Consider the following 24,478-nt stretch of genomic DNA (forward strand, 5'->3'; position numbering starts at 1 on the left):
CAAAAAGAATGTAGGTTTGTCGAGGGTTCTATCCGGCTTCCGGACTAGACTCACGAGTCATGACGTACCGCACGATCAGTGAGGTCGCTGCGGCAGTGGGTGTGAGCCCGCAGACGCTGCGGGTCTGGGAGTCCCAGGGGTTACTGGTCCCCGACCGCAGCAGCGGCGGGCAACGGCGCTACACCGACGATCATCTGGCGCGGGCGATGCGCATCGCCGACCTGCGCCGCCGCCACGGCTGGAATCCCGCGGCGATCCGCACGTCGCTGGCCAGCGAGCCCGCGGCCGAGGGCGGCAGGCGCCGATGGGACAACAGTTCGATCCGCAACGCCAGGCGGGCCAGCGGGCTCACCCTCAAGGAACTGGCCGGGATGGTCGGGGTCTCGCCCGCCTACCTCGGGGCGCTCGAGCGGGGTGACAGCGGGGTCTCCACACGGCTCATCATGCGTATCGCCGATGCCCTGCTGGTGCCGCCGAGCGCGCTGGCCACCTTCCATGCCCGGGGCACGATGGTCGTGCGTCAGGAAGAGCGGGCGCGCGGCCTGTTCGAGGGCGGTGTGGTCTGGGAGGAGCTCACGCTGCCCGGCTCCAGGATGGAGTCCTCTCTGCTCACCGTGCCGCCGGGCGAGGCCAGCGGCGGCGCGTACGCCCGGCCCGGCGAGTCGTTCGCGTTCGTCCTGTCCGGGTGCCTGCGCTTCGTCATGTCCGGCGGCGAGGAGATCGTCGTGGTCGAGGGCGACTCGATCACCCTGCCCTCGCACACGTCGTTCGCCTGGGACAACCCGGGCCAGGAACCCGCGCGCGCGCTGTGGGTCGAGCAGCTGGAGAGCGGCGCGTGGGAGCAGGCCAGGGCCGCCAACATCGTCCGCTCTCCCGAGGACGCAGGGCCGTAGCGGGCGGGCGGCCGTCCTCTCCGGCTCTTGCGGTCCCTCCGGCTCTTACGGTCCTTACAGGCCCGCGGCGGCGGCCAGGCGGGCGCGGTGGGCCTGCGGCGGGCCGAAGAGCTGGGCGTCGGAGGTGGCCCGCTTGAAGTGGCGGTGCGCGCTGTGCTCCCAGGTGACGCCGATGCCCCCGTGGATCTGGATGTTCTCGCCCGAGGCGGAGAGGTAGGCCTCCGAGCAGTAGGAGCCCGCCATCGCGGCCAGCGTGGGACGTTCCCGCCCGGCGGACCGCGCCGCGGCCATGGCGGCGGAGCGGGCCGACTCGACCAGCAGGAGCAGGTCGGCGGCCTTGTGCTTGACGGCCTGGAACGAGCCGATCGGGCGGCCGAACTGGTGGCGTTCCCCGGCGTACTCGACCGCTGCCTCCAGGCAGCGGGCCGCGCCGCCGACCTGCTCGGCGGCGAGAGCGATGACGCCCAGATCCCTGACGGCCGCCCAGTCCGTGCCCTCGCCCAGGCGCAGGACCGGGACCCCGGCGAAGGTGAGCGTGCTGAGCGGGCGGCTCTGGTCCAGGGGCGTGTGCGGGGTGCGGGACGAGGGGACGGCCTCGACCAGCTCGCCGCCGACGAAGGCCAGCACCAGCTCGCCGTCCAGCGCGTAGCGGGCGGTGCCGGTGAGCCGGTCGCCGTCGAGGGTCAGCTCCGCGTCGCCGGGGAACAGGACGGTCGCGGTGACGGAGCCGTCCGCGATGCCCGGCAGCAGCCTGGCCATGGCGGCGGGGTCTCCGGCGGCCTTGATCGCCTCGACGGCCAGCACCGCGGTCTGCAGGTAGGGGTAGGGCGCCATGACGCGGCCGAGCTCCTCGCAGACGACAGCCGTCTCGGCCATGCCGCATCCGGCTCCGCCGTACTCCTCGGGGACGGCCAGGCCCGCGACGCCGAGCTCGGCGGCGAACCGGCTCCAGGGGGCGCCGGGGCGTCCGGCGAGGAAGGACCGTACGGCGTCGCGGAGATCGAGCTGATCATCGGTAAGGCTCACGGGGGCAGCATAACAAGCGACCGTTTGTTGGCTGACGCTTGGGGTATTTTGGGCATTATTGCAGGTCAGATATGCTTCACATAAGCCATGAGGAATTCGATCGGGGGATCATTGGCTTTGGTGGACTCGGACTACACGCTCGACTACGACTACCTCGCCGGTGATCGGCACGAGCGGGCCATCATGCTGCACATGGTGCTCTCGCTCCTGGTGGGCATGCTGCTCGGCGCGATCGGCGCGTTGCTCGCCTACGGGCCGCACCTGATCTACTCGATCTACGAGCCGTACGCCTACGTGCTGCTCGTGGTGGTCGTGGGACGCTCGGCGGCGGGTCTCGGCTGGGCGGCTCTGAGCAGCGCGCTGGCGACGTTCGGTCCACTCATCTCGCTGCTGGCCGCCACGATCTTCGAGTCCGGCGCGCGGTTCCTCGGCCTCGGCCCCAACGGCCCCGCGCTGACCCTCGGCAGCAACGGCCTCACAATGAACATCACAGTTCTCACACTCGCCACGTTCGGCGTGCTCGCCTACTTCACCAGGCGCCGCGACGTGTGGGGCGACCTGTCAACCGGCGTGCTGGCCGGTGTCGTCGCGATCGACGGGCTCGACAAGACCCTGCGGGGCGGCCCCGAGTACGTGGTGGGGTTCTGGCCGTGGAACACCCTGCTCGTGGCCGCGTTCGTGGCCGTGCTGCTGTTCACGCTGCGCCGGGGCCGCGCCCTGGCCTTCTCCTCGCTCGTGGCGCTGATCGTCGTCTCAGCCGCCTTCGTGTTCGCCATCGCCTTCTAGGGAGGCTGAGCCGGGCCTCAGGCCGGACAGCGGCACCCCCCGCGCGGGCTTACCCCTTATTGACCGGCGGTCCGGTCGTGCGAGTCGATAGCCTGTAGGTCACCGATCCCTGCTAGCTAGGAGTAGCCGTGCTGCTGCGCATGTCGTCGTTGTTTCTTCGAACGCTGAGGGACGACCCGGCAGACGCGGAAGTCCCGAGCCACAAGCTGCTCGTCCGCGCCGGTTATGTTCGTCGTGTCGCTCCCGGCGTCTACTCCTGGTTGCCGCTCGGCAAGAGGGTCCTGGAGAACGTCACGCGCATCGTGCGCGAGGAGATGGACCGCATGGGCGGCCAGGAGGTGCTCTTCCCCGCCCTGCTGCCCCGCGAGTACTACGAGGCCACGAACCGCTGGACGGAGTACGGCGACACGCTCTTCCGCCTCAAGGACCGCAAGGGCGCCGACTACCTTCTCGGTCCCACCCACGAGGAGATGTTCACCGACATGGTCAAGGGGGAGTACTCCTCCTACAAGGACTACCCGGTGACGCTGTACCAGATCCAGACGAAGTACCGCGACGAGGCCCGGCCCCGGGCCGGCATCCTGCGCGGCCGAGAGTTCGTCATGAAGGACTCCTACTCCTTCGACCTGGACGACGACGGTCTCAAGCGCTCCTACGAGCAGCACCGCGAGACCTACATCAGGACCTTCGACCGGCTCGGCATCACCTACAAGATCTGCTTCGCCACGTCCGGCGCGATGGGCGGCTCGGCCTCCGAGGAGTTCCTCGCCCCCGCGGAGACCGGCGAGGACACCTTCGTCGCCTGCCACCACTGCGGTTACGCCGCGAACGCCGAGGCCGTGACCACCCCCGCGCCCGCCGCGGTCACCGGGGAGCGGCCCGCCCAGCGGGTGCTCGACACCCCGGACACGCCGACCATCGAGTCGCTGGTCGCCCACGTCAACGAGCACCACGGCCTGGGCGTCACCGCGGCGCAGACGCTCAAGAACATCGTGGTCAAAGTCGCCACGCCCGGCTCCGACAAGGTGGAGACGCTGGTCGTCGGCGTCCCCGGCGACCGCGAGGTGGACTTCAAGCGGCTCGAGGCCTCCCTGGCCCCCGGCGAGCCCGCCATCTTCGAGGCCGAGGACTTCGCCAAGCACCCCGGCCTGGTCCGTGGCTACATCGGCCCGCAGGTGCTCAAGGACCTCGGTATCCGTTACCTCGTCGACCCCCGCGTGGTCGACGGCACGGCCTGGGTCACCGGCGCGAACGAGCCGGGCAAGCACGCCGCCGACGTGGTCGCGGGACGTGACTTCGTCGCCGACGGCACGATCGAGGCCGCTGAGGTCCGCGCGGGTGACGCCTGCCCCGTCTGCGGCGCGGGCCTGTTCATCGACCGGGGCATCGAGATCGGCCACATCTTCCAGCTCGGCCGCAAGTACGCCGACGCCGCGAAGCTCGACGCCCTCGGCCCCGACGGCAAGCCGATCCGCATCACCATGGGCTCCTACGGCATCGGCGTCTCCAGGGCCGTCGCGGTGCTGGCCGAGCAGAGGCACGACGAGCTCGGCCTGGTCTGGCCCCGCGAGGTCGCCCCGGCCGACGTCCACATCGTGGGCACAGGAAAGGACGGCCAGATCGAGGTCGCGACCAGGATCGCCGAGGACCTCCAGGCCCGCGGCCTGCGCGTGCTGGTCGACGACCGTCCCGGTGTCTCCCCGGGCGTGAAGTTCAAGGACGCCGAACTGCTCGGTATGCCGACGATCCTCATCATCGGCCGCGGCCTCGCCCAGGGCGTCGCCGAGCTGCGCGACCGCGCCACCGGCGTCAAGGAGGAGATCCCCATCGCCGAGGCCGTCGACCGCGTCCTGGCCGCCTGCGGCGCCTGACCTCACGCCGCCGCCCGGCCCTCCGCACGGCCTGGCCTGACCCTCGGCTCGCGGAACGAGGCGATTCACCGATGACGGTGGATCGCCTCTTCGGCGTGCCCGGCGATCACGCGCGGCCGGTCCGGAACAAGGCACGGCCGGGGATCACGCACAGCCGATCCAGGAGGTTCCTGAGGCCACCGCCGCTCGCGATACCGGCGCGGTGGACGTCTCGATCACCGTCAGCGGGAGCCGCCGCTCAGGGTTTTGCGCCAGTGGAAGCCTCCGGGGAGGTTGACGGTCAGGGTCCGCCTGCCGTCGGCGGTCCTGGTGACCCGGAAGGCGCGATTGCCCCAGCTGTGGCCGACGCCACTACGCGACAGGTTGAGACGGAACGGACCGAACTTCATCGACTTGCGGTATCCCCAGCCCATTGCTTCCTCCCTTTGCGTGGTGAGCGGGAGTTCAGCTACCCGGCTGTGTCACCGCAAACATCGGCGAGGCCGTACGGGGGCATGGAGGCGCGGCGAAGGGGACGGTCCCGGACAGGTGAGACCCGCTACGACGGCGGGGACGGTGAGGCCGGCGCGGTCGTCGTCGGGGCGGGGGAGACCGGTGCGGCGGGCATTCCGGGGAAGGCCTCGATCTCAGGGTGCAGGCCGTAGGCGCGGGCGACGCACTCCTGCATGGCCAGCGCGGCCATCCGCCGGACCGCCGCGTCCGGTGAGGCGGTCAGCTCCAGATAGGCGGCCGTCACGCCCCGCTCGACCAGGGTGGCCAGCTCGACGGCCTGGGCGGGCGTCGAGGGGGTTATCGGGAGGCGGTAGGCGGCGTCGGGCTCCGTCGGGGTGCCGCCGCCCGCGGTGATCAGCGCGCGGAGCTGGTCCCTGCGGGCGCGGTGCGCGTTGAAGGCGGCCGTCACGGTCGCGCGCAGGGCGCCGGTGGTCCTGGCGCCGATGACCCCGTAGGCATAGACGGCCGCGTGCTCGGCGGCCAGGGCCGTGCCGAGCCCCTGGCCGGCCGTCACAGCGGCCTCGACAGGGCCAGGGCGTGTGCGGCCTCGCAGGCGCCGATGGACGCGATCAGCTGGGCCAGCGCGGGAGAGATCCCGTCGAGCTGTTGCGGGCGCAGCGCGGCCGCCCTGCGCTCCAGGTCGCGCAGGCTCCTGAGGGAGATCTGCGAGCCGGACGGCGAGGGCGAGGCGGAGGCGGCGGAGGACGCGGGCGGGGAGGACGAGGTCTGGGCGGTCCCGGCCTCGTGGGGCAGCCTGCGGCGCAGCTCGGCGAGGTGGGCCTCGTGCCGCTGCCTGAAGGGCGCCAGCTTGGCGGAGCCCGCGGAGGAGTAGAGCGCGATGGTCCGCTCCTTGCCCGCGATCATCTTCCTGATCAGCGCGGTCTCCGGGTCCGGCGGTTCGGCCGTGAGGCGCCGTGACGGCTGCGGCTTCTCGGCGGCGCATCCCGCCATCGTCACGGCGGCCACTCCGAGAGCGCCGCCCCGCAACAGGGAGCGCCGGGAGACGGAACGCACGGACGACCTCCGGTTATGGATGTGGCTGCTGACGCATCTAGCATCGTACGGGCTTGGAATCGCAATCACCTCGCTTCTCGGACGGCCCTGCCGTACCGAGTGGCGCCCTTTCCACGCCCCGGTGTGGATAGGCTGGTGAACCGCAAGGGCGAGGTCCGCCCGGCTTAGATCGTGACAATGGGAGGTCGGCATGGGCAGCGCCACATCCCGCGACCGCCTGATGAAGCTTCTGGAACCTGTCGTCGGAGCCGAAGGGCTCGACTTGGAGGACGTCACGGTCACCCCGGCGGGCAAGCGGCGGTTGCTGCGTGTCGTCGTCGACCGTGACGGAGGCGTGAGCCTGGACGACGTCGCCGAGGTCAGCCTCGCCGTCTCCACGGCTCTGGACGCCGATGACGCGATGGGTGCCACGCCGTACGTGCTGGAGGTCTCCTCTCCCGGGGTCGACCGCCCGCTCACCGAGCCGCGCCACTGGCGCCGCGCGGTGAAGCGGCTGGTCAAGGCCGACCTGAGGGACGGCACCCCGGTTGAGGGCCGGATCGTCGCCACCGACGAGACCGGCATCGAGCTCGACGTCGACGGCGCGCCGCGCCGCATCGACTATGAAGACCTGGCCCGAGGACGGGTGCAGGTGGAATTCCGCCGGTTTGACGACGCCGAAGACGACGGCGAAGACGGCGACGAAGGCTAAGGGGGAGCCTCGTGGACATCGACATGAGCGTCCTGCGCAGCCTGGAGCGGGAGAAGGACATCTCCTTCGACCTGGTCGTCAAGGCGATCGAGGACGCGCTGCTGATCGCGTACTTCCGGAGTGAGGGAGCGGCGGCCAAGGCGCGCGCCGAGCTCGACAGGCAGTCCGGACACGTGACCATTTTCGCCGCCGAGCTCGACGACGAGAGCGGGGAGGTGCTCAGGGAGTTCGACGACACCCCGGGCAACTTCAGCCGCATCGCCGCGACCACCGCGAAGCAGGTCATCCTGCAGCAGCTGAGGGACGCCGAGGACGAGATCAACTTCGGTGAGTTCGCCAGCCGCGAGGGCGAGCTCGTCGCGGGCGTCATCCAGCAGGGCAAGGACCCCAGGGTCGTCCTGGTCGACCTCGGCAAGATCGAGGCGGTTCTGCCCCACAACGAGCAGGTGCCCGGCGAGGAGTACGTCCACGGCGAGCGCATCCGCTGCTACGTGGTCCAGGTCAAGAAGGGGCACAAGGGCCCGTCGGTCACGCTGTCGCGGACCCACCCCGGCCTGGTGAAGAAGCTCTTCGCCCTGGAGGTGCCGGAGATCGCCGACGGCACGGTCGAGATCGCCGCGATCGCCAGGGAGGCGGGTCACCGAACCAAGATCGCGGTTCGTTCCCGGCGTCCCGGCGTCAACGCGAAGGGCGCCTGCATCGGCCCGATGGGCTCGCGCGTGCGCAACGTCATGGCCGAGCTGCACGGCGAGAAGATCGACATCATTGACTGGTCGGAGGACCCGGCGGAGTTCGTCGGCAACGCCCTCTCGCCCGCCCGTGTCTCCCACGTCGAGGTGATCGACGCCGAGGGGCGCGCGGCCCGCGTGATCGTTCCTGACTACCAGCTCTCCCTCGCCATTGGCAAGGAGGGGCAGAACGCCCGGCTGGCCAACCGCCTCACCGGCTGGCGCATCGACATCCGTCCCGATACACAAGCGGGGGATGCGGCCGGTTCCGCAGATGCGTCCACACGGTAAGCTGGAATATGGTGGCCAGGCGGCCCCACTGAGAACGTGTGTGGGCTGCCGGGTTCGCACGGTTTCCTCCGAGCTGCTCCGCCTGGTGGTGGTCGAGGGCGTCATCGTCCCTGACCTGCGACGACGGCTCCAGGGGCGTGGTGCTTCACTGCATCCCTCCCTGAGCTGTCTCGAACTCGCCGAGCGTCGCCGAGCGTTTCCGCGCGCGTTTCGCGTCGCGGTGCCGCTTGACCTGTCGCGGGTGCGAGAACACCTGGAAGGGCTTCACGCTGAAAGGAACGGGTGACATGGTTGCCAACTGTCATGTAGGACGCCGAGTTGATGGGCTGGTCAGATAGCTATGAGCGCCTGATGAGCATGCGGCGATGAGTACGTCTACGTAACGACGGTCCGGCGGCACAGCCTCCCGGGCCGAGTAAGGGAGTGCAGTGGCGAAGGTCCGGGTATACGAGCTCGCCAAGGAGTTCGGTGTGGAGAGCAAGGTCGTCATGGCCAAGCTCCAGGAGATGGGCGAGTTCGTGCGTTCGGCGTCCTCGACTATCGAAGCACCGGTAGTCCGCAGGCTCACGGAAGCTTTGGGCGGTCCCTCGAGGGGCTCGTCCGACAGGGGCGGCAACAGGTCGCCCAGGCCGCCGCAGGCGGCCCCCCGGCCGGCAGGTGGCCAGGCCGGAAACGGCGCTCCGACGCCGTCCTCTATTCCCAAGCCGGGACCGGTTCCCAAGCCGGGGCCCAGGCCGGGGCCCGCCGCGGCACGTCCCGTGGCCCCCGCGCCGCAGGCTCCGCCGCCGGTTCCCCAGCCCCAGCAGGCACAGCCTCAGCAGCAGGCGCAGCCCCAGCCGCAGCAGCAGCCTTCACCGGTCCAGCCGCCGCGGTTCGAGGCGCCCCGTCCGGCTGCCCCCGGTCCCAAGCCGGGTCCGCGTCCCGCTCCGCGCCCGGGTCCGGCGCCTCGTCCCGAGGCGTCGCGTCCCGAGGGCAGGCCGGAAGGCCGTCAGGAGGGCCGTCCCTCGGGCGGTCCCGGTGGTGGTCAGGGCGCCAGGCCCGGTGCGGGCGCTCCCGGTGCGGGCGCGCCCAGGCCGGGACCGCGTCCGGGTCCGCGCGGCCCGCGTCCCGGGAACAACCCGTTCTCGTCGAACGCCAGCGGCATGGGCCAGGCCCGTCCGCCGCGGCCCGGTGGCCGTGACGGCGCTCCCGGTGACAGGGGCCCGCGTCCCGGTCCTCGTGAGGACCGCGGTCCCCGCGAGCAGGGACAGCGCGACAGCGCCGGTCCCCGTCCGCCCGCGGCTCGTTCCGGCCCGCCCGGATCCGCGGGCCCGCGTCCCGGGCCCGGTGCCGGTGGCCCGCGTCCCGGTGGCGGCGCGGGCGCGGGTGGTCCGCGTCCTGGCGGTCCCCGTCCCAGCCCGATGATGATGCCCCAGGGCCGTCCCGCCGGTCCCGGCGGCGGCGGTGCCGGTCGTCCCGGCGGTCCCGGTGGCGGCGGTGGCCGTCCCGGTGGTGGCGGTGGCGGTCGTCCCGGTGGCGGCGGTGGCCGTCCCGGTGGTGGCGGCGGTTTCGCCGGTCGTCCCGGTGGTGGCGGTGGCGCCGGTCGTCCCGGCACCGGAACCGGTGGTCCCGGTGGCGGTGGCGGTGGCGGCGGTTTCGCCGGTCGTCCCGGTGGCGGCGGTGGCCGCGGCCGTGGCGGCGGTACGGCGGGCGCGTTCGGCCGTCCCGGTGGACGTCCGACCCGCGGTCGCAAGTCCAAGCGTCAGCGGCGTCAAGAGTTCGACAACATGCAGGCCCCGGCGATCGGCGGCGTGCAGGCTCCCCGCGGTGGCGGTCAGACGATTCGTCTCTCGCGTGGTGCCTCCTTGGCGGACTTCGCCGACAAGATCGGTGCGAACCCGGCGTCCCTGGTGCAGATCATGCTGCACCTCGGCGAGATGGTGACCGCCACGCAGTCGGTCAACGAGGAGACGCTGCAGCTGCTGGCCGCCGAGCTGGACTACAACCTGCTCGTCGTCAGCCCGGAGGAGGAGGACCGCGAGCTTCTCGAGGCCTTCGACATCGAGTTCGGCGAGGACGAGGGCGACGAGGGCGACCTGGTCGCGCGTCCGCCGGTCGTGACCGTCATGGGTCACGTCGACCACGGTAAGACCAAGCTGCTCGACGCCATCCGGCACACCAACGAGGTGGCGCGCGAGGCGGGTGGCATCACCCAGCACATCGGTGCCTACCAGATCTCCACCGAGCACGAGGGCGAGGACCGGAGGATCACCTTCATCGACACCCCGGGTCACGAGGCGTTCACCGCCATGCGTGCCCGTGGTGCCAAGGTGACCGACATCGCCGTCCTGGTGGTCGCGGCGGACGACGGTGTGAAGCCGCAGACCATCGAGGCGCTGAACCACGCCCAGGCGGCCGACGTGCCGATCGTGGTCGCGGTCAACAAGGTCGACAAGGAGGGCGCCGACCCCAACAAGGTCAGGGCCCAGCTCACCGAGTACGGCCTGGTCGCCGAGGAGTACGGCGGCACCACGATGTTCGTCGACATCTCCGCCAAGAACGGGACCGGCATCGAGAACCTGCTCGAGGCCATCCTGCTCACCGCGGACGCCGAGCTCGACCTGCGGGCCAACCCGACGATGGACGCCCAGGGCGTCGCCATCGAGGCGCACCTCGACAAGGGCCGCGGCCCGGTCGCGACCGTGCTGGTCCAGCGCGGCACGCTCCGTGTCGGCGACTCGATCGTCTGTGGCGAGGCCTTCGGTCGCGTCCGGGCGATGCTGGACGACAACAGCAAGCCGATCGATGAGGCCGACCCGTCGCGGCCGGTGCAGGTCCTCGGTCTGACCGCGGTGCCGGGCGCCGGTGACAACTTCATCGTCGTCACCGACGACCGGATGGCGCGCCAGATCGCCCAGCAGCGGGCGGCTCGCAAGCGCATCGCGGACATGGCCAGGTCCGGCCGTCGCCGTACCCTCGAAGAGCTCTTCAGCGAGATGGAGAAGGGCCAGGTCGACGAGCTCAAGCTCATCATCAAGGGTGACGTCTCCGGTTCGGTCGAGGCTCTGGAGGACGCGCTGCTCAAGATCGACGTCGGCGACGAGGTGCGCCTGCGGGTGCTCCACCGCGCCGTCGGTGCGATCACCGAGTACGACGTCAACCTGGCGGTCGCGGACGACAACGCCGTCATCATCGGCTTCAACGTGCGTCCCGAGGTCCGGGCGCGCGATCTGGCCGAGCGCGAGGGCGTCGACATCCGCTACTACTCGGTCATCTACCAGGCGATCGAGGAGATCGAGGCGGCCCTCAAGGGCATGCTCAAGCCCGAGTTCGAAGAGGTCCAGATGGGCACCGCCGAAGTCCGCGAGGTCTTCAAGGTGCCGAAGATCGGCAACATCGCCGGTGCGCTGGTCCGTTCGGGCACGATCGTCCGCAACAGCAAGGCGCGGCTCATCCGCGGCGGTGTCGTCATCTCCGACAACCTCACCGTCTCGTCGCTGCGCCGCTTCAAGGACGACGCGACCGAGGTCCGCGAGGGCTACGAGTGCGGTATCGGTGTCGGCTACAGCGACATCAAGATCGACGACGTCATCGAGACGTTCGAGATGCGGGAGAAGCCGCGCGTCTGACGCTCCGATCCGGCACGGGGACCGTTCGCCGGCCAAGGGAACCGCTCACGGTGTGGGCGGTTCCCGAAGCCCGCGGGCGGCCCCGCGCCGTCGGCGCACGATGACATTCGTGGCGAGTGACTGACCATGTATGTAGGTGCCCTGACATTGGACATCCTGCTCGGCGACGTTCATTCGCTGAAGCAGAAGCGCTCCGTGGTGCGTCCCATCATCGCCGAGGTGCAGCGACGGTTTCCGGGTGTGGCCGTCGCCGAGACCGGCCATCTGGACCTGCACCGTCGTACCGAGATCGGGATCGCCGTCGTCTCCGCGACCGCAGCCAACTGCGGTGCGGTGCTGGACGACTGCGAGCGCCTGGTCGCCTTCCACCCGGAGATCGAGCTGCTGTCCGCCAGACAACGGCTCTACAACGAGGACGAGGACTAGCTACAGGACGACCGGTCGCGGAGCAGGCCTTCGTGGCCGGTCGTTACTGTGAGAAGGGGGGAGCGAATATGGACGCCGCACGCGCACGTAAGATCGCCGACCGGATCCAGCAGGTCGTTGCGGAGATGCTGGAGCGTCGGATCAAGGATCCGAGGCTGGGCTTCGTGACCGTAACCGACGCGCGGATCACCAACGACCTGAGTGACGCCACGGTGTTCTACACCGTTTTCGGCTCCGAGGCGGAGCGGGCCGACTCGGCCGCGGCGCTGGAGAGCGCCAAGGGGCTCATCCGCTCGGAGGTCGGCCGTCAGACCGGACTGCGCCACACGCCGACGCTGACGTTCACCCACGACCCGCTCCCCGACACCGCCCGCCACCTGGACGGCCTGTTCGCCGAGGCCAAGGCCAGGGACGCCGAGATCGCGAAGAAGGCGGAGGGCGCGCAGCACGCCGGGGAGGCGGACCCGTACCGCAGGCCCGACGAGGACGAGGACGGCTTCGAGGACGGCGAGGAAGAGCCGTCTGAGCGCGCGGGACGCTCCGCGACGTGACGTCCGACCCGCGTGGCGGCGGTTCGGTGCCCGGTCGTGACTGGGACCGGGCCGTCGGCCTGGTCTCGTCCGCCGCCGACGTCGCGCTGGCCTGCCACATCTCGCCGGACGCGGACGCGCTCGGCTCGATGCTCGCCGTGGGGATGGCGCTGCGGGCGCGGGGCAAGCGGGTCACGGCCTCCTTCGGGGAGCGCAGGTTCCGGGTGCCCAGGCTGCTGCGCTTCATGCCGGGGCAGGACCTGCTGGTCGAGCCGGGCTCCTACCCGGCCTCGCCCGAGCTGATGATGACGTTCGACGTTCCCGTCGCCGACCGGCTCGGCGTCCTGGCCCCGAACGCGGGCAAGGCCCGGGAGCTGATCGTGGTCGACCACCACGCCTCCAACACCGGGTTCGGCACGCTCAACCTGGTCGACCCGGGGGCGGCGGCCACCGCCGTGCTCGCGGAGGAGCTGCTCGACCGGCTCGGCCTGCCGGTCGACAGGGCCGTCGCGACCTGCCTGTACGCCGGGCTGGTCACCGACACCGGTTCGTTCAGGCACTCCTCGACCACTCCCGAGGTGCACGCCATGGCCGCCAGGCTGCTGTCCACCGGGCTGAACCCGGAGGAGATCGCCAGAGAGCTGTGGGATCGCTCCCCGTTCGGTTACCTCAGGGTGCTCGGCGCCGTCCTGGACAGGGTGGTGCTGGAGCCCGCCGGACCCGGCCTGGTCTGGACGTTCGTCACCCGGGCCGACCGGGCCGCGTACGGCCTGCCGTACGACGAGGTCGAGGGGATCATCGACGTGGTCAGGCGTACCGACGAGGCGGACGTCGCCGTGGTCCTCAAGGAGGACGACGACGGGGCCTGGCAGGTCTCGACCCGCTCGAAGGGCGGGGTCGACGTCGCGCGCGTCTGCGCCGCGCTGGGCGGAGGCGGGCACGCGAAGGCGGCGGGCTTCACCTCCCATCTGCCGGTCGAGCAGACCATGGCCGACTTTCGCGCCCTCCTGTAGTCCCCGTGGAGCCCCCACGTTTCGTTTCCGGCCGCGTGTTCTCACCCGTCGAGGGCCCGCGCGGATTCCACCAGCGATCGCGGAGACCCACCGTGTTCGCGGGCTCGCTTTCCCGGCTTTTTCTCCTGGCCCTTCGACAGTCTCCTGATGAGGACTTCCCATGAGTACGGCTCGCGTCAAGCGCACCCCGCCACCGAGCGGACTGATCATCGTGGACAAGCCTGCCGAGTGGACCTCGCACGACGTTGTCGGCAAGATGCGGGGCGTCGCGGGCACCCGCAAGGTCGGTCACGCGGGCACCCTGGACCCGATGGCCACCGGGGTGCTGGTGCTCGGCGTTGAGAAGGCGACCAGGCTGCTGGGCCACCTCGCGCTCACCGAGAAGGGCTACGACGGCACGATCAGGCTCGGCCAGTCGACCAACACCGACGACGCCGAGGGGGAGATCATGGCGTCCGCGTCGGCGGCCGGGGTCGCGGACGAGGACGTCAGGAAGGGCGTCGCCGCCCTCACCGGCCGGATCATGCAGATCCCGCCTCAGGTCAGCGCCATCAAGGTGAACGGTGAGCGGGCCTACAAGCGGGCGAGGGCGGGGGAGGAGGTCGAGCTCAAGGCGCGTCCCGTCACCGTCTCCGCCTTCGAGATCACCGACATCCGCCGGGAGGGGGACCTGGTCGACGTCGACGTCTCCGTGGCCTGCTCCAGCGGCACCTACATCCGGGCGCTGGCCCGCGATCTGGGGGCTGCGCTGGGCGTCGGCGGCCATCTGACCTTCCTGCGGCGCACCCGGGTCGGGCCGTACGACCTGTCGATGGCCCGCACGATCGAGCAGCTCGCCGCCGACTGCGTCATCCTCCCCATGGCGGAGGCGGTCGCCGCCGCCTTCCCACGCCGTGACGTGAGCGAGCAGGAGGCCGGTCTCGTCGCGCACGGCGGACGGTTGCCGTCCCTGGGGCTCGGCGCGGGGCCGATCGGGGTCTTCGGCCCCGACGGCACGCTGCTCGCGCTGGTTGAGGAGCAGGGAAAGATCACCAAGTCCCTGGCGGTTTTCGTGCCCTGACCCGATGTCCTCCAGGACGGGGCGGTGTTTTATGGTTCATGTACCGAACCATTTAGCTCTGTTAGGAGTTCCTCATGGAGGTGTCCCTCTCCTCTCTGCCCGCCGCCGAGATCGCCGCCGACCTGCTCGTATTGCCGGTGCGCGAGGGACACGACCCCGGGCTCGGCCTCGGCGGTGTCATCGGCCAGGTCAGGTTCACCGGCAAGGCGGGCGAGGAGTTGCTGCTGCCGCGCAGGGACGGTGACGCGTTCACCGCGGACGCGGTTCTGCTGGTCGGCGTCGGCGCGGGCGGCGACGAGCATGCGGTACGGCGCGCGGTCGGCCGGATCGCACCCAGGCTGGCCGACTTCCCCACGGTGGCGATCGCCTTCCCCCACGTCCAGGCGGTCCTGGAGGGCGTACGGCTCGGCGGCTACCGTTTCGACGGCTACAAGAGCGCGCCGCAGCGGCGGGCCGTACAGGAGGTGATCGTCCTCGCCGGTGAGGACGACGGCGAGGAGCGCAGGGGGATCGCACGGGCGCGGATCGTCGCCGACGCGGTGACCTTCGCCAGGGACCTGGTCAACACCCCGGCCGGTGACCTGGTCCCGATGGACCTGGCGGAGCGGGCCCGCGCGATGGCCGAGACGCACGGCCTCGACGTGCGGGTGCTCGACGTCGAGGCGCTCAGGGAGGGGGGCTTCGGCGGCATCCTCGGCGTCGGCGCGGCGAGTGTGAACCCGCCGTGCCTGATCGAGGTGAGCTACCCCGGTGACGGCCTCAGCGGCACCGTCGGCCTCGCGGGCAAGGGCATCACCTTCGACTCGGGCGGTCTGGCCATCAAGAGCCTCAAGGCGATGTCGACCATGAAGTGCGACATGGCGGGGGGCGCGACCATGCTCGCGGTCGTCCAGGCGGCAGCCGGGCTTGGGCTGCCGGTCGGGGTCACCGCCGTGGTTCCGGCGGCGGAGAACATGGTCAGCGGCGCGGCGACCCGTCCCGGCGACGTGTTGACGCACCGCGACGGGCGGACGACCGAGGTGACCGACACCGACAGCGAGGGCAGGCTGGTGCTGGCCGACGCGCTCGCCTACCTGGCGGAGAGCTCCCCGGACGTGCTGATCGACGCGGCCACGCTGACCTACTCGGTGATGCACGCGCTCGGTGAGGACATCACCGGCGTGCTCGGCAGCGACAGGCGGCTGGTCGGCGAGCTCATCGAGGCCGGCGCGCGGGCCGGGGAGCCGATGTGGGAGCTGCCGATGTGGGAGCCGTACGCCGAACGGCTCAAGTCCGAGGTGGCGGACGGGAAGAACGAGGGCGGCAGCTTCGCCGACGCGACGATCGCCGCGCTGTTCCTGCGGCCGTTCACCGCGGGCCTGCCCTGGGCGCACCTGGACTTCGCCGCGACCGCCTACCGGGACAAGGCCACCGACCTGGGCCCGGCGGGAGCGACGGGAGTGATGGTCCGCACGCTGATCGAGTACCTGGAGTCCCGTTCCTGACCGCCGGTCCCGAGCGTGTTCGGGGTCTTCCCGCACCCGGGCCCGCGCGCCGAAGCCTGAAGGCCCCCGCGGGGGCCTTCAGGTGGGGCGGATGGTTCTCAGAGACCGAGGCAGGCCCGGACCTCGGCGATCGGCAGGTCGGTGAGGGAGGCGACCGCGTCCAGGAGGTCGTCGAGGGTGATCAGGCCGAGGTGGTACAGGAACAGGAACGGCGCGGCCACCGACCTGACCGTCGAGCACACGTCCTGCCGCATGACGGGAGCCGTGACGGTGGTCGTGGCGCTCGCCGGAGCGGCGTTGGCGGCTGCGGGGACGCCGATCACGGCGAGGCCGAGGGCGGCGACGGTGACGACGCGGACCGCAGCGGTTCGAAGGCGAATCATGAATAGCCCCTTTCTGTGGGCCGTTGACTTTCCCTCGCCGTATTCATGGTGCGCCTTGAATTCTCGCGAAAACAAGTGGTCGATGATGAATTAAAAATAATTCACTTCGGCCCGTTGTGATATTTAATGATAAATACTTAAATGGCGATCCGTTGTCGTGAGTGGCTGCGTTGGTGGGCTTCCCGGGCGCCTTCATTGCCGCTGTGAACGCGAGACATCCCAGCTCGGAGGTGCTTCTCCGGGGAGTCGGGAGAGGTGGAGTGCCGCGTCTCCGTCGATTCTTTGCGGCATCTATGGCCTTTTGTGATCCACGGACCCCGTCCGACGTGGCTCAATTCCTGCAATGGTCGTCGGGAGTTTCCGGGGCCGGTGAGAAGGCAGAGAAAAAGAAAGTCCTGTGTCCCCGGACGTCTGTGACTAATGGGGCGGGCGTTCCTGGGCACGTTCGAGCATGGCGCGCATCATGTCCGAGGTGAGGGTGAAGTGCTCCTCGGCCAGGGAGCCCGCCTGCTCGGCGTCGCCTGCCTCGATGGCCTCGTAGATCTTCCTGTGTTCGATCAGCGCCCGCTGGTAGTCCTCGGGGTCGTCCTCGCCGTACGGCTCGACGGGGAACCCCAGGCTCACCCGCGTCAGCATGTCCCTGCTGAGCGCGGTGATCTTCGGGTTGCCGGTCGCGGCCAGCACGGCGCCGTGGAAGGCCGCGTCGGCGGCCTGCTCCTCGCCCAGCGTGCGTGCCCGTGCGTAGCCGTCGAGGGCCGCGCGCATCGCCGCCAGGTCCTCCTCGGTACGGCGCAGCGCCGCCGTCCGCGCGACCAGCCCCTCGACCAGGCAGCGCAGGTCGAAGAGCTGCTCCAGCTCGGGCCAGCGGGGCAGGAGCGTCCTGCGCACCGCCGAGGCCGTGGCCTCGGTCCAGCTCGTCCTGACGTAGGCGCCGCCGGTCCTGCCGCGCTTGATCTCCACGATGCCGACCGCCTGGAGCCTGCCGATGGCCTCGCGGACCGTCGCGCGGCTCACGTCCAGGATCGAGGCCAGCTCGCGCTCTCCGGGGAGCCGTTCGCCGGGCAGGTAGTCGCCTATCGCGACGGCGGTCATCAGCCGGTCGGCGACCTCGGTGGCCACCGAGTGCACCTTGACGGGGCCGAGCGCCGAGGACTGCGGGGTGCCGTCCAGCACGCGGTTCAGCATGCGCGAGAGGTCGTCGGTGCTCGGAGGGGGTGTGTCGGGGTGCACATCCGGAACGTTACACAACCTGATGATCCTAAAAAAGGTCTTGTGTTCAGGCCATTAATCCATAAGATGTCTGCAAACGGACATTCGTCGCATCTAGCGAGATGTCTCCCCTTTGCTGTATGGAGGACTGCGGTGGCGACCCCCGAACCGACCACCCAGGGTCTGGCCCCCTTTCGAGACTGGCGAACCTGGTACCGCGTCACGGGCGACCTGAAGGCCGACAAGGCCCCGCTCGTCGTGCTGCACGGCGGCCCGGGAGCGGCCCACGACTACACGCTGCGCATGGCGCGGCTGGCCGAGCAGGACAGGGCGGTCGTCCACTACGACCAGCTCGGTGTGGGCCTGTCGACCCATCTGCCGGAGCGCGGTGCCGACTTCTGGACCGTCGAGCTGTTCCTTGAGGAACTGGACAACCTGCTCGGCCATCTGGGGATCGCGGACCGCTATCACCTGATCGGCCAGTCGTGGGGCGGCATGCTCGCCGCCGAGCACGCCGTACTGCGCCCCGAGGGACTCAGGGGCCTGGTCATCGCCGACTCGCCCGCCTCGATGAAGCTCTGGCGCGAGGAGTGCGACCGGCTGCGCACCGAACTGCCCGCCGAGGTCGAGCGGACGCTCCGCGAGCACGAGGCGGCGGGCACGACCGGCAGCGCCGAGTACCGCGAGGCGGAGAAGGTGTTCAACGCCCGCCACGTCTGCATGATCGTTCCCAACCCGCCGGAGGTCCTGGCCAGCGACGCCAAGACCGCCGAGGACCCGACCGTGTACCACACGATGAACGGGCCGACCGAGTTCCACGTCGTCGGCACCCTGCGCGACTGGTCGGTCATCGACCGGCTGCACCGGGTGACCGCGCCCACCCTGCTCGTCTCCGGGCGCCACGACGAGGCCACCCCTCGTACCGTGCAGCCCTTCGCGGACCACATCCCCGACGTCCGGTGGCAGATCTTCGAGCACTCAAGCCACATGCCGCACATCGAGGAAGAGGAACTCTTCCTGCAGGTGGTCGGCTCCTTCCTCGACTCCACGGACTAGGACCCCCATGAAGCGCAACATCATGATCGCGGCGGGTGCCGCCCTGCTCGCCCTGTCCGCCGCCGCCTGTTCCGGTGGCTCGTCCCCGGCGGTCTCCGCCGGGCAGGCCGACCCCTCACAGGCGAGCGCGGCAGGCTTCCAGGAGCAGCACAAGGGCGGCACGCTCCACCTGCAGGCCAAGGCCGGCGACGGCACGCTCGACCCGCACATCAACTACAGCAACGGCAACTGGCAGGTCTTCCAGGCCATGTACGACGGCCTGCTCGCCTTCAAGAAGGTCGGCGGCGAGGCCTCCTACGACCTGGTGCCCGACCTGGCCCAGGCCATGCCCCAGGTCAGCAAGGACGGCAAGTCCTACACCTTCACGCTGCGCAAGGGCGTGAAGTTCGCGGGCGGCGGCGAGGTCACCGTCGACGACGTGGTCGCCTCCTTCCAGCGGATCTACAAGGTCTCCGGACCGACCTCCGGCACCTTCTACGCCGGAATCGTCGGCGCCGACGCCTGCGTCAAGAAGCCCGGGGAGTGCACCCTCGACGGGGGCGTGGTCGCCGACAAGGCCAAGAACACCGTCACGATCAACCTGGTCGAGCCCGACTCGGAGTTCCCGCTCAAGCTCGCGCTGCCGCACGCGGCGGTGCTGCCCAAGGACACCCCGGCCAAGGACCAGGGCACCACGCCGATCGGTGGCACCGGCCCCTACGCGGCGGCCTCCTACGACCCCAACAAGGAGCTCAGGCTCGTCCGCAACCCCAACTTCACCGAATGGTCGCGCGACGCGCAGCCGCAGGGCTACCCGGACGAGATCGTCTACTCCTACGGCCTCACCGCAGAGGCCGCGGTCACCGCGATCCAGAACGGCCAGGCGGACTGGGTCTTCGACCCGCTGCCCGCCGACCGGCTCAGTGAGATCGGCGCCAAGTACGCCTCCCAGGCGCACGTGAACCAGCTGTCGGCCTTCTGGTACCTGCCGCTCAACGTCAACCTCGCCCCCTTCGACAAGCCGGAGGCCCGTCAGGCGCTCAACTGGGCGATCGACCGCGACGCCGTGGTCAAGATGTACGGCGGCGCCAACGTGGCCCAGCCCGCCTGCAGCATCCTGCCGCCCGGCATCCCCGGTCACGCCGACTTCTGCGACTTCCCCAAGCCGGACCTGGCCAAGGCGAAGCAGCTCGTCCAGCAGTCGGGCACCGCGGGCCAGGAGGTCTCCGTGGTCGTCTCCGACGACGACGTCAGCAAGCAGATCGGCGAGTACGTCCGCAGCACCCTGGAGCAGATCGGCTACCGGGCCAAGCTCAAGGTCATCTCGACGAACATCCACTTCACCTACATCCAGAACAGCAAGAACAAGGTCCAGGTCAGCGTCAGCCAGTGGTACGCCGACTACCCCGCGGCCTCCGACTTCCTGCACGTGCTGCTGTCCTGCGCGTCCTTCCGCCCCGGCAGCGACTCCAGCATCAACATCTCCGGCTACTGCGACAAGGACGTCGACGCCAGGATGGCCGAGGCCATGACGCTGGACAGGACCGACAAGAACGCCGCGAACGTCAAGTGGGGCGAGATCGACCGCGACCTGACCAAGGCCAGCCCGATCATCCCGCTGTTCACCCCCAAGCAGGTTGACTTCGTCTCCTCCCGGGTCGGCAACTACCAGTTCCACAAGCAGTTCTTCATGCTCGTCTCGCAGCTCTGGGTCAAGTAGATGAGCGCCACGGTGAACGGGGCGGTGAAGGAGACGGGACCCATCCCTGCCGTCGCCGCCCCGGTCCGGCCGAGCGCCGGGCCGTGGCGGCAGGCCGCGACCCGGATCCTGCGTAACCGCTCCGCGCTGGCGGCGGGGGCCGGGCTGCTCCTCATCGCGCTCGTCTGCCTGCTGGCCCCGGTCTACGCGGGTTCGATCGCGCACACGGACCCGTTCGTCTCCAACATCTCCGGTACCACGGTCGTGGGCGGCCAGGAGGTCCCGGTCCTGCAGCAGAGCACCGAGGGCCTCGGCCTCGGCGTCACCCCGATCGGCCCGACCGGCGACCCGGCCCACTACCTGCTCGGCGCGGACAACCAGGGCCGCGACGTCATGGCCAGGCTCCTGTACGGCGGCCGCAACAGCCTGCTGATCGGCATCTCCTCCGCGCTGCTGTGCTGCGCGCTGGCCACGGTGCTCGGCGTGCTCGCCGGATACTTCGGCGGCTGGATCGACGCGGTGCTCTCCCGGTTCTTCGATGTCATCTGGGCCTTCCCGGTCTACCTGCTGGCCATCTGCCTGTCGGTCGTGCTGCTCACCAGCGGCCTGCACCTCGGGCCCGTGCACATCGACGCGGGCAGCCTCGCGCTGCCGATCGTCATCATCGCGCTCATCTACGTCCCCTACGTGGCCAGGCCGTTGCGCGGTCAGGTGATGGCGCTGCGCGGCAAGGAGTTCCTGCAGGCCGCCGTCGGCCTGGGCGCGAGCGACGCACGAATCATGCGCCGCGAGGTGCTGCCGAACGTCCTGCCCACCGTGGTGGTCTTCCTGCCGCTGATGACCGCGCTCAACATGCTGACCGAGTCGGCGCTGTCGTTCCTGTCCGTCGGCGTCCAGTCACCGGACGCGAGCTGGGGAACGATCATCAACGACGGCCTGGCCCTGCTCTACACCCGTCCGATGATCACGATCGCGGCCGGCCTGTTCGTCGCGCTGACCGCGGTCGCGCTCAACGTGTTCGGCGACGGCGTGCGCGACGCGCTCGACCCGAACGCCCGGCTGCGGGGAGGTGCCTGATGGCCGGATACATCCTGCGGCGTCTCGGCGCCGCGGTGCTCGTCCTCTTCGCGATCAGTGTGCTGGTCTTCCTGATCTTCTTCGCCACCCCCGGTGTCGACCCGGCGGCCCGCATCGCGGGCAAGAACGCCGACCCGGCCACGCTGGAGCAGGTGCGCGCATCGTTCGGCTTCGACAGGCCACTGCCCGTGCAGTACCTCATGATGATGAAGCATCTGTTCGTCAGCCACGACCTGACCTCGTTCGTGAACCGGGGCACGCTGGTGATTCCGCAGATCATGGACGCGATCCCGGTCACGCTCTCGCTCGTTGTGGGCGCCGCGGTGATCTGGATGGTGCTCGGCGTCGCGATGGGCACCCTCGCGGGGGCCATGCGCGGCACGCTGGTCGACCCGCTCGTCATGTTGCTCGGTGTCTTCGGAGTCTCGCTGCCGGTCTACTGGCTGGGCGAGGTGGTCAACCTGATCACCCAGAAGGAACTGCACGACTCGGTCTTCTCGTGGGTCCCGCCGCTCGGCTACGTCCCGTTCTCGCAGAGCCCGGGACAGTGGGCGCTGCACCTGCTCCTGCCCTGGCTCACCCTGGCCCTGCTGTACGCCGGGATCTACGCCAGGCTGCTGCGCGGCGAGCTGATCCAGGCACTGAACGAGGACTACGTGCGCACCGCCCGCGCCAAGGGCCTGTCGGAGCGGCGCATCCTGCTCAGGCATGCGCTGCGCTGCTCGCTGATCCCGATCGTCTCGCTGTTCGGCCTGGACTTCGGCGCCCTCGTGGGCGGCGCGGCGCTGCTCACCGAGGTGGTCTTCGGCCTGCCGGGCGTCGGCAAGCTCACCTACCAGGCGCTGCAGAACCTGGACCTTCCCGTGATCATGGGCGCGGTCCTCTACGCCGCCTTCTTCGTCGTGCTGGCCAACGCCGTGGTGGACGTCCTGTACGCCCGGCTCGACCCGAGGGTGCGCCGTGCCTGACCGATCCCCGCTCCAGCCCCTGCCCGCCTCCCCCGCCGCGTTCTCGCGCGAGGCCTCGCCGGAACCGCTTCTCGAGGTCACCGACCTGCGGGTGCGCTTCCGCACCGGTGACGGTCACTTCACCGCCGTCGACGGCCTGTCGTTCTCGGTACGGCCCGGCGAGGTGCTGGGCGTGGTGGGGGAGTCGGGATCGGGCAAGAGCGTGTCGATGCTCGGCGTGCTCCGCCTGATCCGCACTCCTAACGCGGAAATTTCCGGAAATGTCATATTTCGGGGCCGAGATCTGCTGACCCTGAAGGACAAGGAGATGCGGGCCGTACGGGGGCGGGAGATCGCCATGATCTTCCAGGACCCGATGACCGCCCTGACTCCCGTCTACACGGTCGGCTGGCAGATCGCCGAGCAGATCCGCGCCCACGAGAAGATCTCGAAGAAGGCCGCCCGCGACCGCGCCGTCAAGCTGCTCGACGAGGTCGGCATCCCGGCCCCGGGCAAGCGCGTCGACTCCTACCCGCACGAGTTCTCCGGAGGCATGCGCCAGCGCGTGGTCATCGCCATGGCGCTGTCGTGCAACCCGGGGCTGCTGATCGCCGACGAGCCGACGACCGCGCTCGACGTCACCACGCAGGCGCAGATCCTCGACCTGATGCGCCGCCTGCGCACCGACCACGGCTCGGCCATCGTCATGATCACCCACGACATGGGCGTGGTCTCCGAGATCGCGGACGAGGTCCTGGTCATGTACGGCGGGCGCGCGGTCGAGCGCGGTCCCCGCAGGGACGTCTTCCACGCCCCCCGCCACCCCTACACCTGGGGCCTGCTCGACTCGGTGCCCAGGGTCGGCGGCCCACGCGTCAGACGGCTGCCCACGATCCCCGGAACCCCGGGCGCCTCCGGCGGCGGCTGCCCGTTCGCCGACCGCTGCGTCCACCGCCACGCGCCCTGCGGCGAGGTCCCCCCGCTGACCGGCCCCGCAGGCCACCTCGACGCCTGCTGGCTGCCCGAGGAGGGCAGGGAGCGGATCCGCGGGGGCGACCGGCACGACGGCGCGCGCGGCGCCCAGGGCGCCCAGGGCGCGGCCCAGGGCGCGAGCCAGGAACGACGGACCGCCCGCGTGGCGGATGAGGAGCGATGAACGCCCCGTGAGCGCAGCGAACACAGCGAATACGGCGAACACGACGGACGCGGCTGCCCCCCTGCTCAGGGCCACCGACGTGGTCAAGCACTTCAGGGCGCACGGCGGCAGGGGCGGCAGCGTGCAGGCCGTCAACGGAGTCTCGCTGGAGGTCCGCGCCGGGGAGACCCTCGGCGTGGTCGGCGAGTCGGGATGCGGCAAGTCCACGCTCGGCCGCTGCCTGGTCAGGCTGACCGACGTCACCGCGGGCAGGGTCGAGTTCGAGGGGCGGGACATCACCGCCCTGTCCAGGCGTGGGCTGCGTCCGATCCGCAGGGGCATGCAACTCGTCTTCCAGGACCCGTACGCCTCGCTCAACCCGCGGCGCACGGCGGGCGACGCGGTCGCCGAGCCCCTCAGGATCCACGGCCACGGGGACGCGGGAGCGGTCAGGAAGCGGGTCGGCGAGCTGTTCGACCTGGTCGGCCTGTCCAGGACCCACCTGGACCGCTACCCGCACGAGTTCTCCGGCGGCCAGCGCCAGCGGATCGGCATCGCCAGGGCCATCGCCCTGGCGCCCAAGCTCGTCGTGGCAGACGAGCCGGTCTCCGCGCTCGACGTCTCGGTGCAGGCGCAGGTGCTCAACCTCTTCGCCGACCTGCAGGAGGAGCTCGGGCTCACCTATGTCTTCATCGCCCACGACCTGGGCGTGGTCCGGCACGTGTCCGACCGGATCGCGGTGATGTACCTCGGGGAGATCGTCGAGGTGGCCGAGGCGGAGGCGCTGTACGCCGCTCCGGCCCACCCCTACACCAACGCGCTGCTGTCGGCCGTCCCCGAGATCGACGACGGCTCGGGGGCGCCGCGCCGCGAACGCGTCGTGCTGACCGGTGACGTGCCCAGCCCGATCGACCGGCCGAGCGGCTGTTCCTTCCACCCCCGCTGCCCGATCGCCCAGGAGCGGTGCCGTAAGGAACGACCGCCGCTGAGCCGCGTGGACGGCCGTCAGGTGGCCTGCCATTTCCCAATGGGATCCCCGATTGGAGCGAAACCCGGGGAGCATGGCAGGCTTTAGGGGTC

General features: G+C 70.4%; 24 protein-coding genes. 18 read left to right on the forward strand and 6 right to left on the reverse strand.

What is annotated here, in order from left to right; genetic code table 11:
- The first annotated feature begins 59 nt into the window (after positions 1-59).
- Positions 60-893 carry a MerR family transcriptional regulator gene (locus tag AB0395_RS15185; protein WP_366280909.1) on the forward strand — a complete coding sequence of 278 codons (834 nt, stop codon included), beginning with the start codon at positions 60-62 and terminating at the stop codon, positions 891-893.
- A gap of 54 nt (positions 894-947) precedes the next feature.
- Here AB0395_RS15185 and AB0395_RS15190 read toward each other — a convergent pair whose 3' ends face one another.
- Positions 948-1,919 (reverse strand): acyl-CoA dehydrogenase family protein, encoded by a 972-nt coding sequence (locus tag AB0395_RS15190; protein ID WP_366280910.1) that lies wholly within the window; start codon positions 1,917-1,919, stop codon positions 948-950.
- A 120-nt stretch (positions 1,920-2,039) separates the two neighbouring features.
- Between AB0395_RS15190 and AB0395_RS15195 the strand changes: the two genes are divergently transcribed.
- Together AB0395_RS15195 and AB0395_RS15200 are read left to right on the forward strand one after the other, a co-directional pair.
- Positions 2,040-2,705 carry a hypothetical protein gene (locus AB0395_RS15195; protein WP_366280912.1) on the forward strand — a complete coding sequence of 222 codons (666 nt, stop codon included), beginning with the start codon at positions 2,040-2,042 and terminating at the stop codon, positions 2,703-2,705.
- Positions 2,706-2,833: 128 nt separating this feature from the next.
- Positions 2,834-4,576, forward strand: a complete 1,743-nt coding sequence (locus AB0395_RS15200) for a proline--tRNA ligase (RefSeq protein ID WP_366280913.1) — start codon at positions 2,834-2,836, stop codon at positions 4,574-4,576.
- A 221-nt stretch (positions 4,577-4,797) separates the two neighbouring features.
- Here AB0395_RS15200 and AB0395_RS15205 read toward each other — a convergent pair whose 3' ends face one another.
- From AB0395_RS15205 to AB0395_RS15215, 3 genes are all read right to left on the reverse strand, one after another.
- The gene (locus AB0395_RS15205) at positions 4,798-4,989 is read right to left on the reverse strand and encodes a DUF4236 domain-containing protein (protein WP_366280915.1); all 192 of its coding nucleotides are present in this window, start codon (positions 4,987-4,989) and stop codon (positions 4,798-4,800) included.
- Between the two features lie 125 nt (positions 4,990-5,114).
- Positions 5,115-5,582: a ferritin-like domain-containing protein gene (locus tag AB0395_RS15210; protein WP_366280916.1), complete on the reverse strand. Its 468-nt coding sequence runs from the start codon at positions 5,580-5,582 to the stop codon at positions 5,115-5,117.
- Positions 5,579-6,082 (reverse strand): hypothetical protein, encoded by a 504-nt coding sequence (locus AB0395_RS15215; protein ID WP_366280917.1) that lies wholly within the window; start codon positions 6,080-6,082, stop codon positions 5,579-5,581. The genes AB0395_RS15210 and AB0395_RS15215 overlap by 4 nt, the downstream gene beginning before the upstream one ends.
- 190 nt (positions 6,083-6,272) lie before the next feature.
- On the opposite strand from AB0395_RS15215, the gene rimP reads away from it, so the two are divergent.
- The 9 genes from rimP to AB0395_RS15260 all read left to right on the forward strand — a co-directional run bounded on the left by rimP (position 6,273) and on the right by AB0395_RS15260 (position 15,913).
- A complete protein-coding gene (gene rimP, locus AB0395_RS15220) occupies positions 6,273-6,773 on the forward strand; it encodes a ribosome maturation factor RimP (protein ID WP_366280919.1) in 501 nt (166 codons plus the stop codon).
- A gap of 23 nt (positions 6,774-6,796) precedes the next feature.
- A complete protein-coding gene (gene nusA / locus AB0395_RS15225; protein WP_271222729.1) occupies positions 6,797-7,792 on the forward strand; it encodes a transcription termination factor NusA in 996 nt (331 codons plus the stop codon).
- Complete coding sequence (locus tag AB0395_RS15230) at positions 7,776-8,078, forward strand: YlxR family protein (protein WP_366280921.1); 303 nt, start codon at positions 7,776-7,778, stop codon at positions 8,076-8,078. The genes nusA and AB0395_RS15230 overlap by 17 nt, the downstream gene beginning before the upstream one ends.
- Before the next feature lie 142 nt (positions 8,079-8,220).
- A complete protein-coding gene (infB, locus tag AB0395_RS15235; RefSeq protein WP_366280922.1) occupies positions 8,221-11,400 on the forward strand; it encodes a translation initiation factor IF-2 in 3,180 nt (1,059 codons plus the stop codon).
- Positions 11,401-11,526: 126 nt separating this feature from the next.
- On the forward strand, positions 11,527-11,826 hold the full coding sequence (locus tag AB0395_RS15240; protein WP_271217836.1) for a DUF503 domain-containing protein: 300 nt from the start codon (positions 11,527-11,529) through the stop codon (positions 11,824-11,826).
- A 68-nt stretch (positions 11,827-11,894) separates the two neighbouring features.
- Entirely contained in the window at positions 11,895-12,377 is a 483-nt protein-coding gene (gene rbfA, locus AB0395_RS15245; protein WP_366280924.1) for a 30S ribosome-binding factor RbfA, read from the forward strand.
- Entirely contained in the window at positions 12,374-13,369 is a 996-nt protein-coding gene (locus tag AB0395_RS15250; RefSeq protein WP_366280926.1) for a DHH family phosphoesterase, read from the forward strand. Before rbfA ends, AB0395_RS15250 begins: the two co-directional genes overlap by 4 nt.
- A gap of 160 nt (positions 13,370-13,529) precedes the next feature.
- Positions 13,530-14,429: a tRNA pseudouridine(55) synthase TruB gene (truB, locus tag AB0395_RS15255; RefSeq protein WP_366280928.1), complete on the forward strand. Its 900-nt coding sequence runs from the start codon at positions 13,530-13,532 to the stop codon at positions 14,427-14,429.
- Positions 14,430-14,503: 74 nt separating this feature from the next.
- A complete protein-coding gene (locus AB0395_RS15260) occupies positions 14,504-15,913 on the forward strand; it encodes a leucyl aminopeptidase (protein WP_366280929.1) in 1,410 nt (469 codons plus the stop codon).
- Between the two features lie 98 nt (positions 15,914-16,011).
- Here AB0395_RS15260 and AB0395_RS15265 read toward each other — a convergent pair whose 3' ends face one another.
- Both AB0395_RS15265 and AB0395_RS15270 read right to left on the reverse strand, forming a co-directional pair.
- Positions 16,012-16,296: a hypothetical protein gene (locus AB0395_RS15265; protein ID WP_366280930.1), complete on the reverse strand. Its 285-nt coding sequence runs from the start codon at positions 16,294-16,296 to the stop codon at positions 16,012-16,014.
- A 417-nt stretch (positions 16,297-16,713) separates the two neighbouring features.
- Positions 16,714-17,526 (reverse strand): FadR/GntR family transcriptional regulator, encoded by an 813-nt coding sequence (locus AB0395_RS15270; RefSeq protein WP_366280932.1) that lies wholly within the window; start codon positions 17,524-17,526, stop codon positions 16,714-16,716.
- 132 nt (positions 17,527-17,658) lie between these two features.
- On the opposite strand from AB0395_RS15270, the gene AB0395_RS15275 reads away from it, so the two are divergent.
- From AB0395_RS15275 to AB0395_RS15300, 6 genes are read left to right on the forward strand one after another with little or no spacing between them, the layout of a single operon-like run.
- Complete coding sequence (locus tag AB0395_RS15275) at positions 17,659-18,561, forward strand: proline iminopeptidase-family hydrolase (RefSeq protein WP_366280934.1); 903 nt, start codon at positions 17,659-17,661, stop codon at positions 18,559-18,561.
- Between the two features lie 7 nt (positions 18,562-18,568).
- Complete coding sequence (locus AB0395_RS15280; protein WP_366280936.1) at positions 18,569-20,260, forward strand: ABC transporter substrate-binding protein; 1,692 nt, start codon at positions 18,569-18,571, stop codon at positions 20,258-20,260.
- Positions 20,261-21,316 (forward strand): ABC transporter permease, encoded by a 1,056-nt coding sequence (locus tag AB0395_RS15285; RefSeq protein WP_366280937.1) that lies wholly within the window; start codon positions 20,261-20,263, stop codon positions 21,314-21,316. It abuts the gene before it with no gap.
- Positions 21,316-22,284, forward strand: coding sequence for an ABC transporter permease (locus AB0395_RS15290; protein WP_366280939.1), 969 nt, complete (start codon positions 21,316-21,318; stop codon positions 22,282-22,284). The genes AB0395_RS15285 and AB0395_RS15290 overlap by 1 nt, the downstream gene beginning before the upstream one ends.
- A complete protein-coding gene (locus AB0395_RS15295; RefSeq protein ID WP_366280941.1) occupies positions 22,277-23,419 on the forward strand; it encodes an ABC transporter ATP-binding protein in 1,143 nt (380 codons plus the stop codon). The genes AB0395_RS15290 and AB0395_RS15295 overlap by 8 nt, the downstream gene beginning before the upstream one ends.
- Positions 23,406-24,473: a dipeptide ABC transporter ATP-binding protein gene (locus AB0395_RS15300; protein WP_366280942.1), complete on the forward strand. Its 1,068-nt coding sequence runs from the start codon at positions 23,406-23,408 to the stop codon at positions 24,471-24,473. Before AB0395_RS15295 ends, AB0395_RS15300 begins: the two co-directional genes overlap by 14 nt.
- Positions 24,474-24,478: the final 5 nt, after the last annotated feature.

The organism is Streptosporangium sp. NPDC051023 (assembly GCF_040689595.1).
GTDB lineage: Bacteria > Actinomycetota > Actinomycetes > Streptosporangiales > Streptosporangiaceae > Streptosporangium.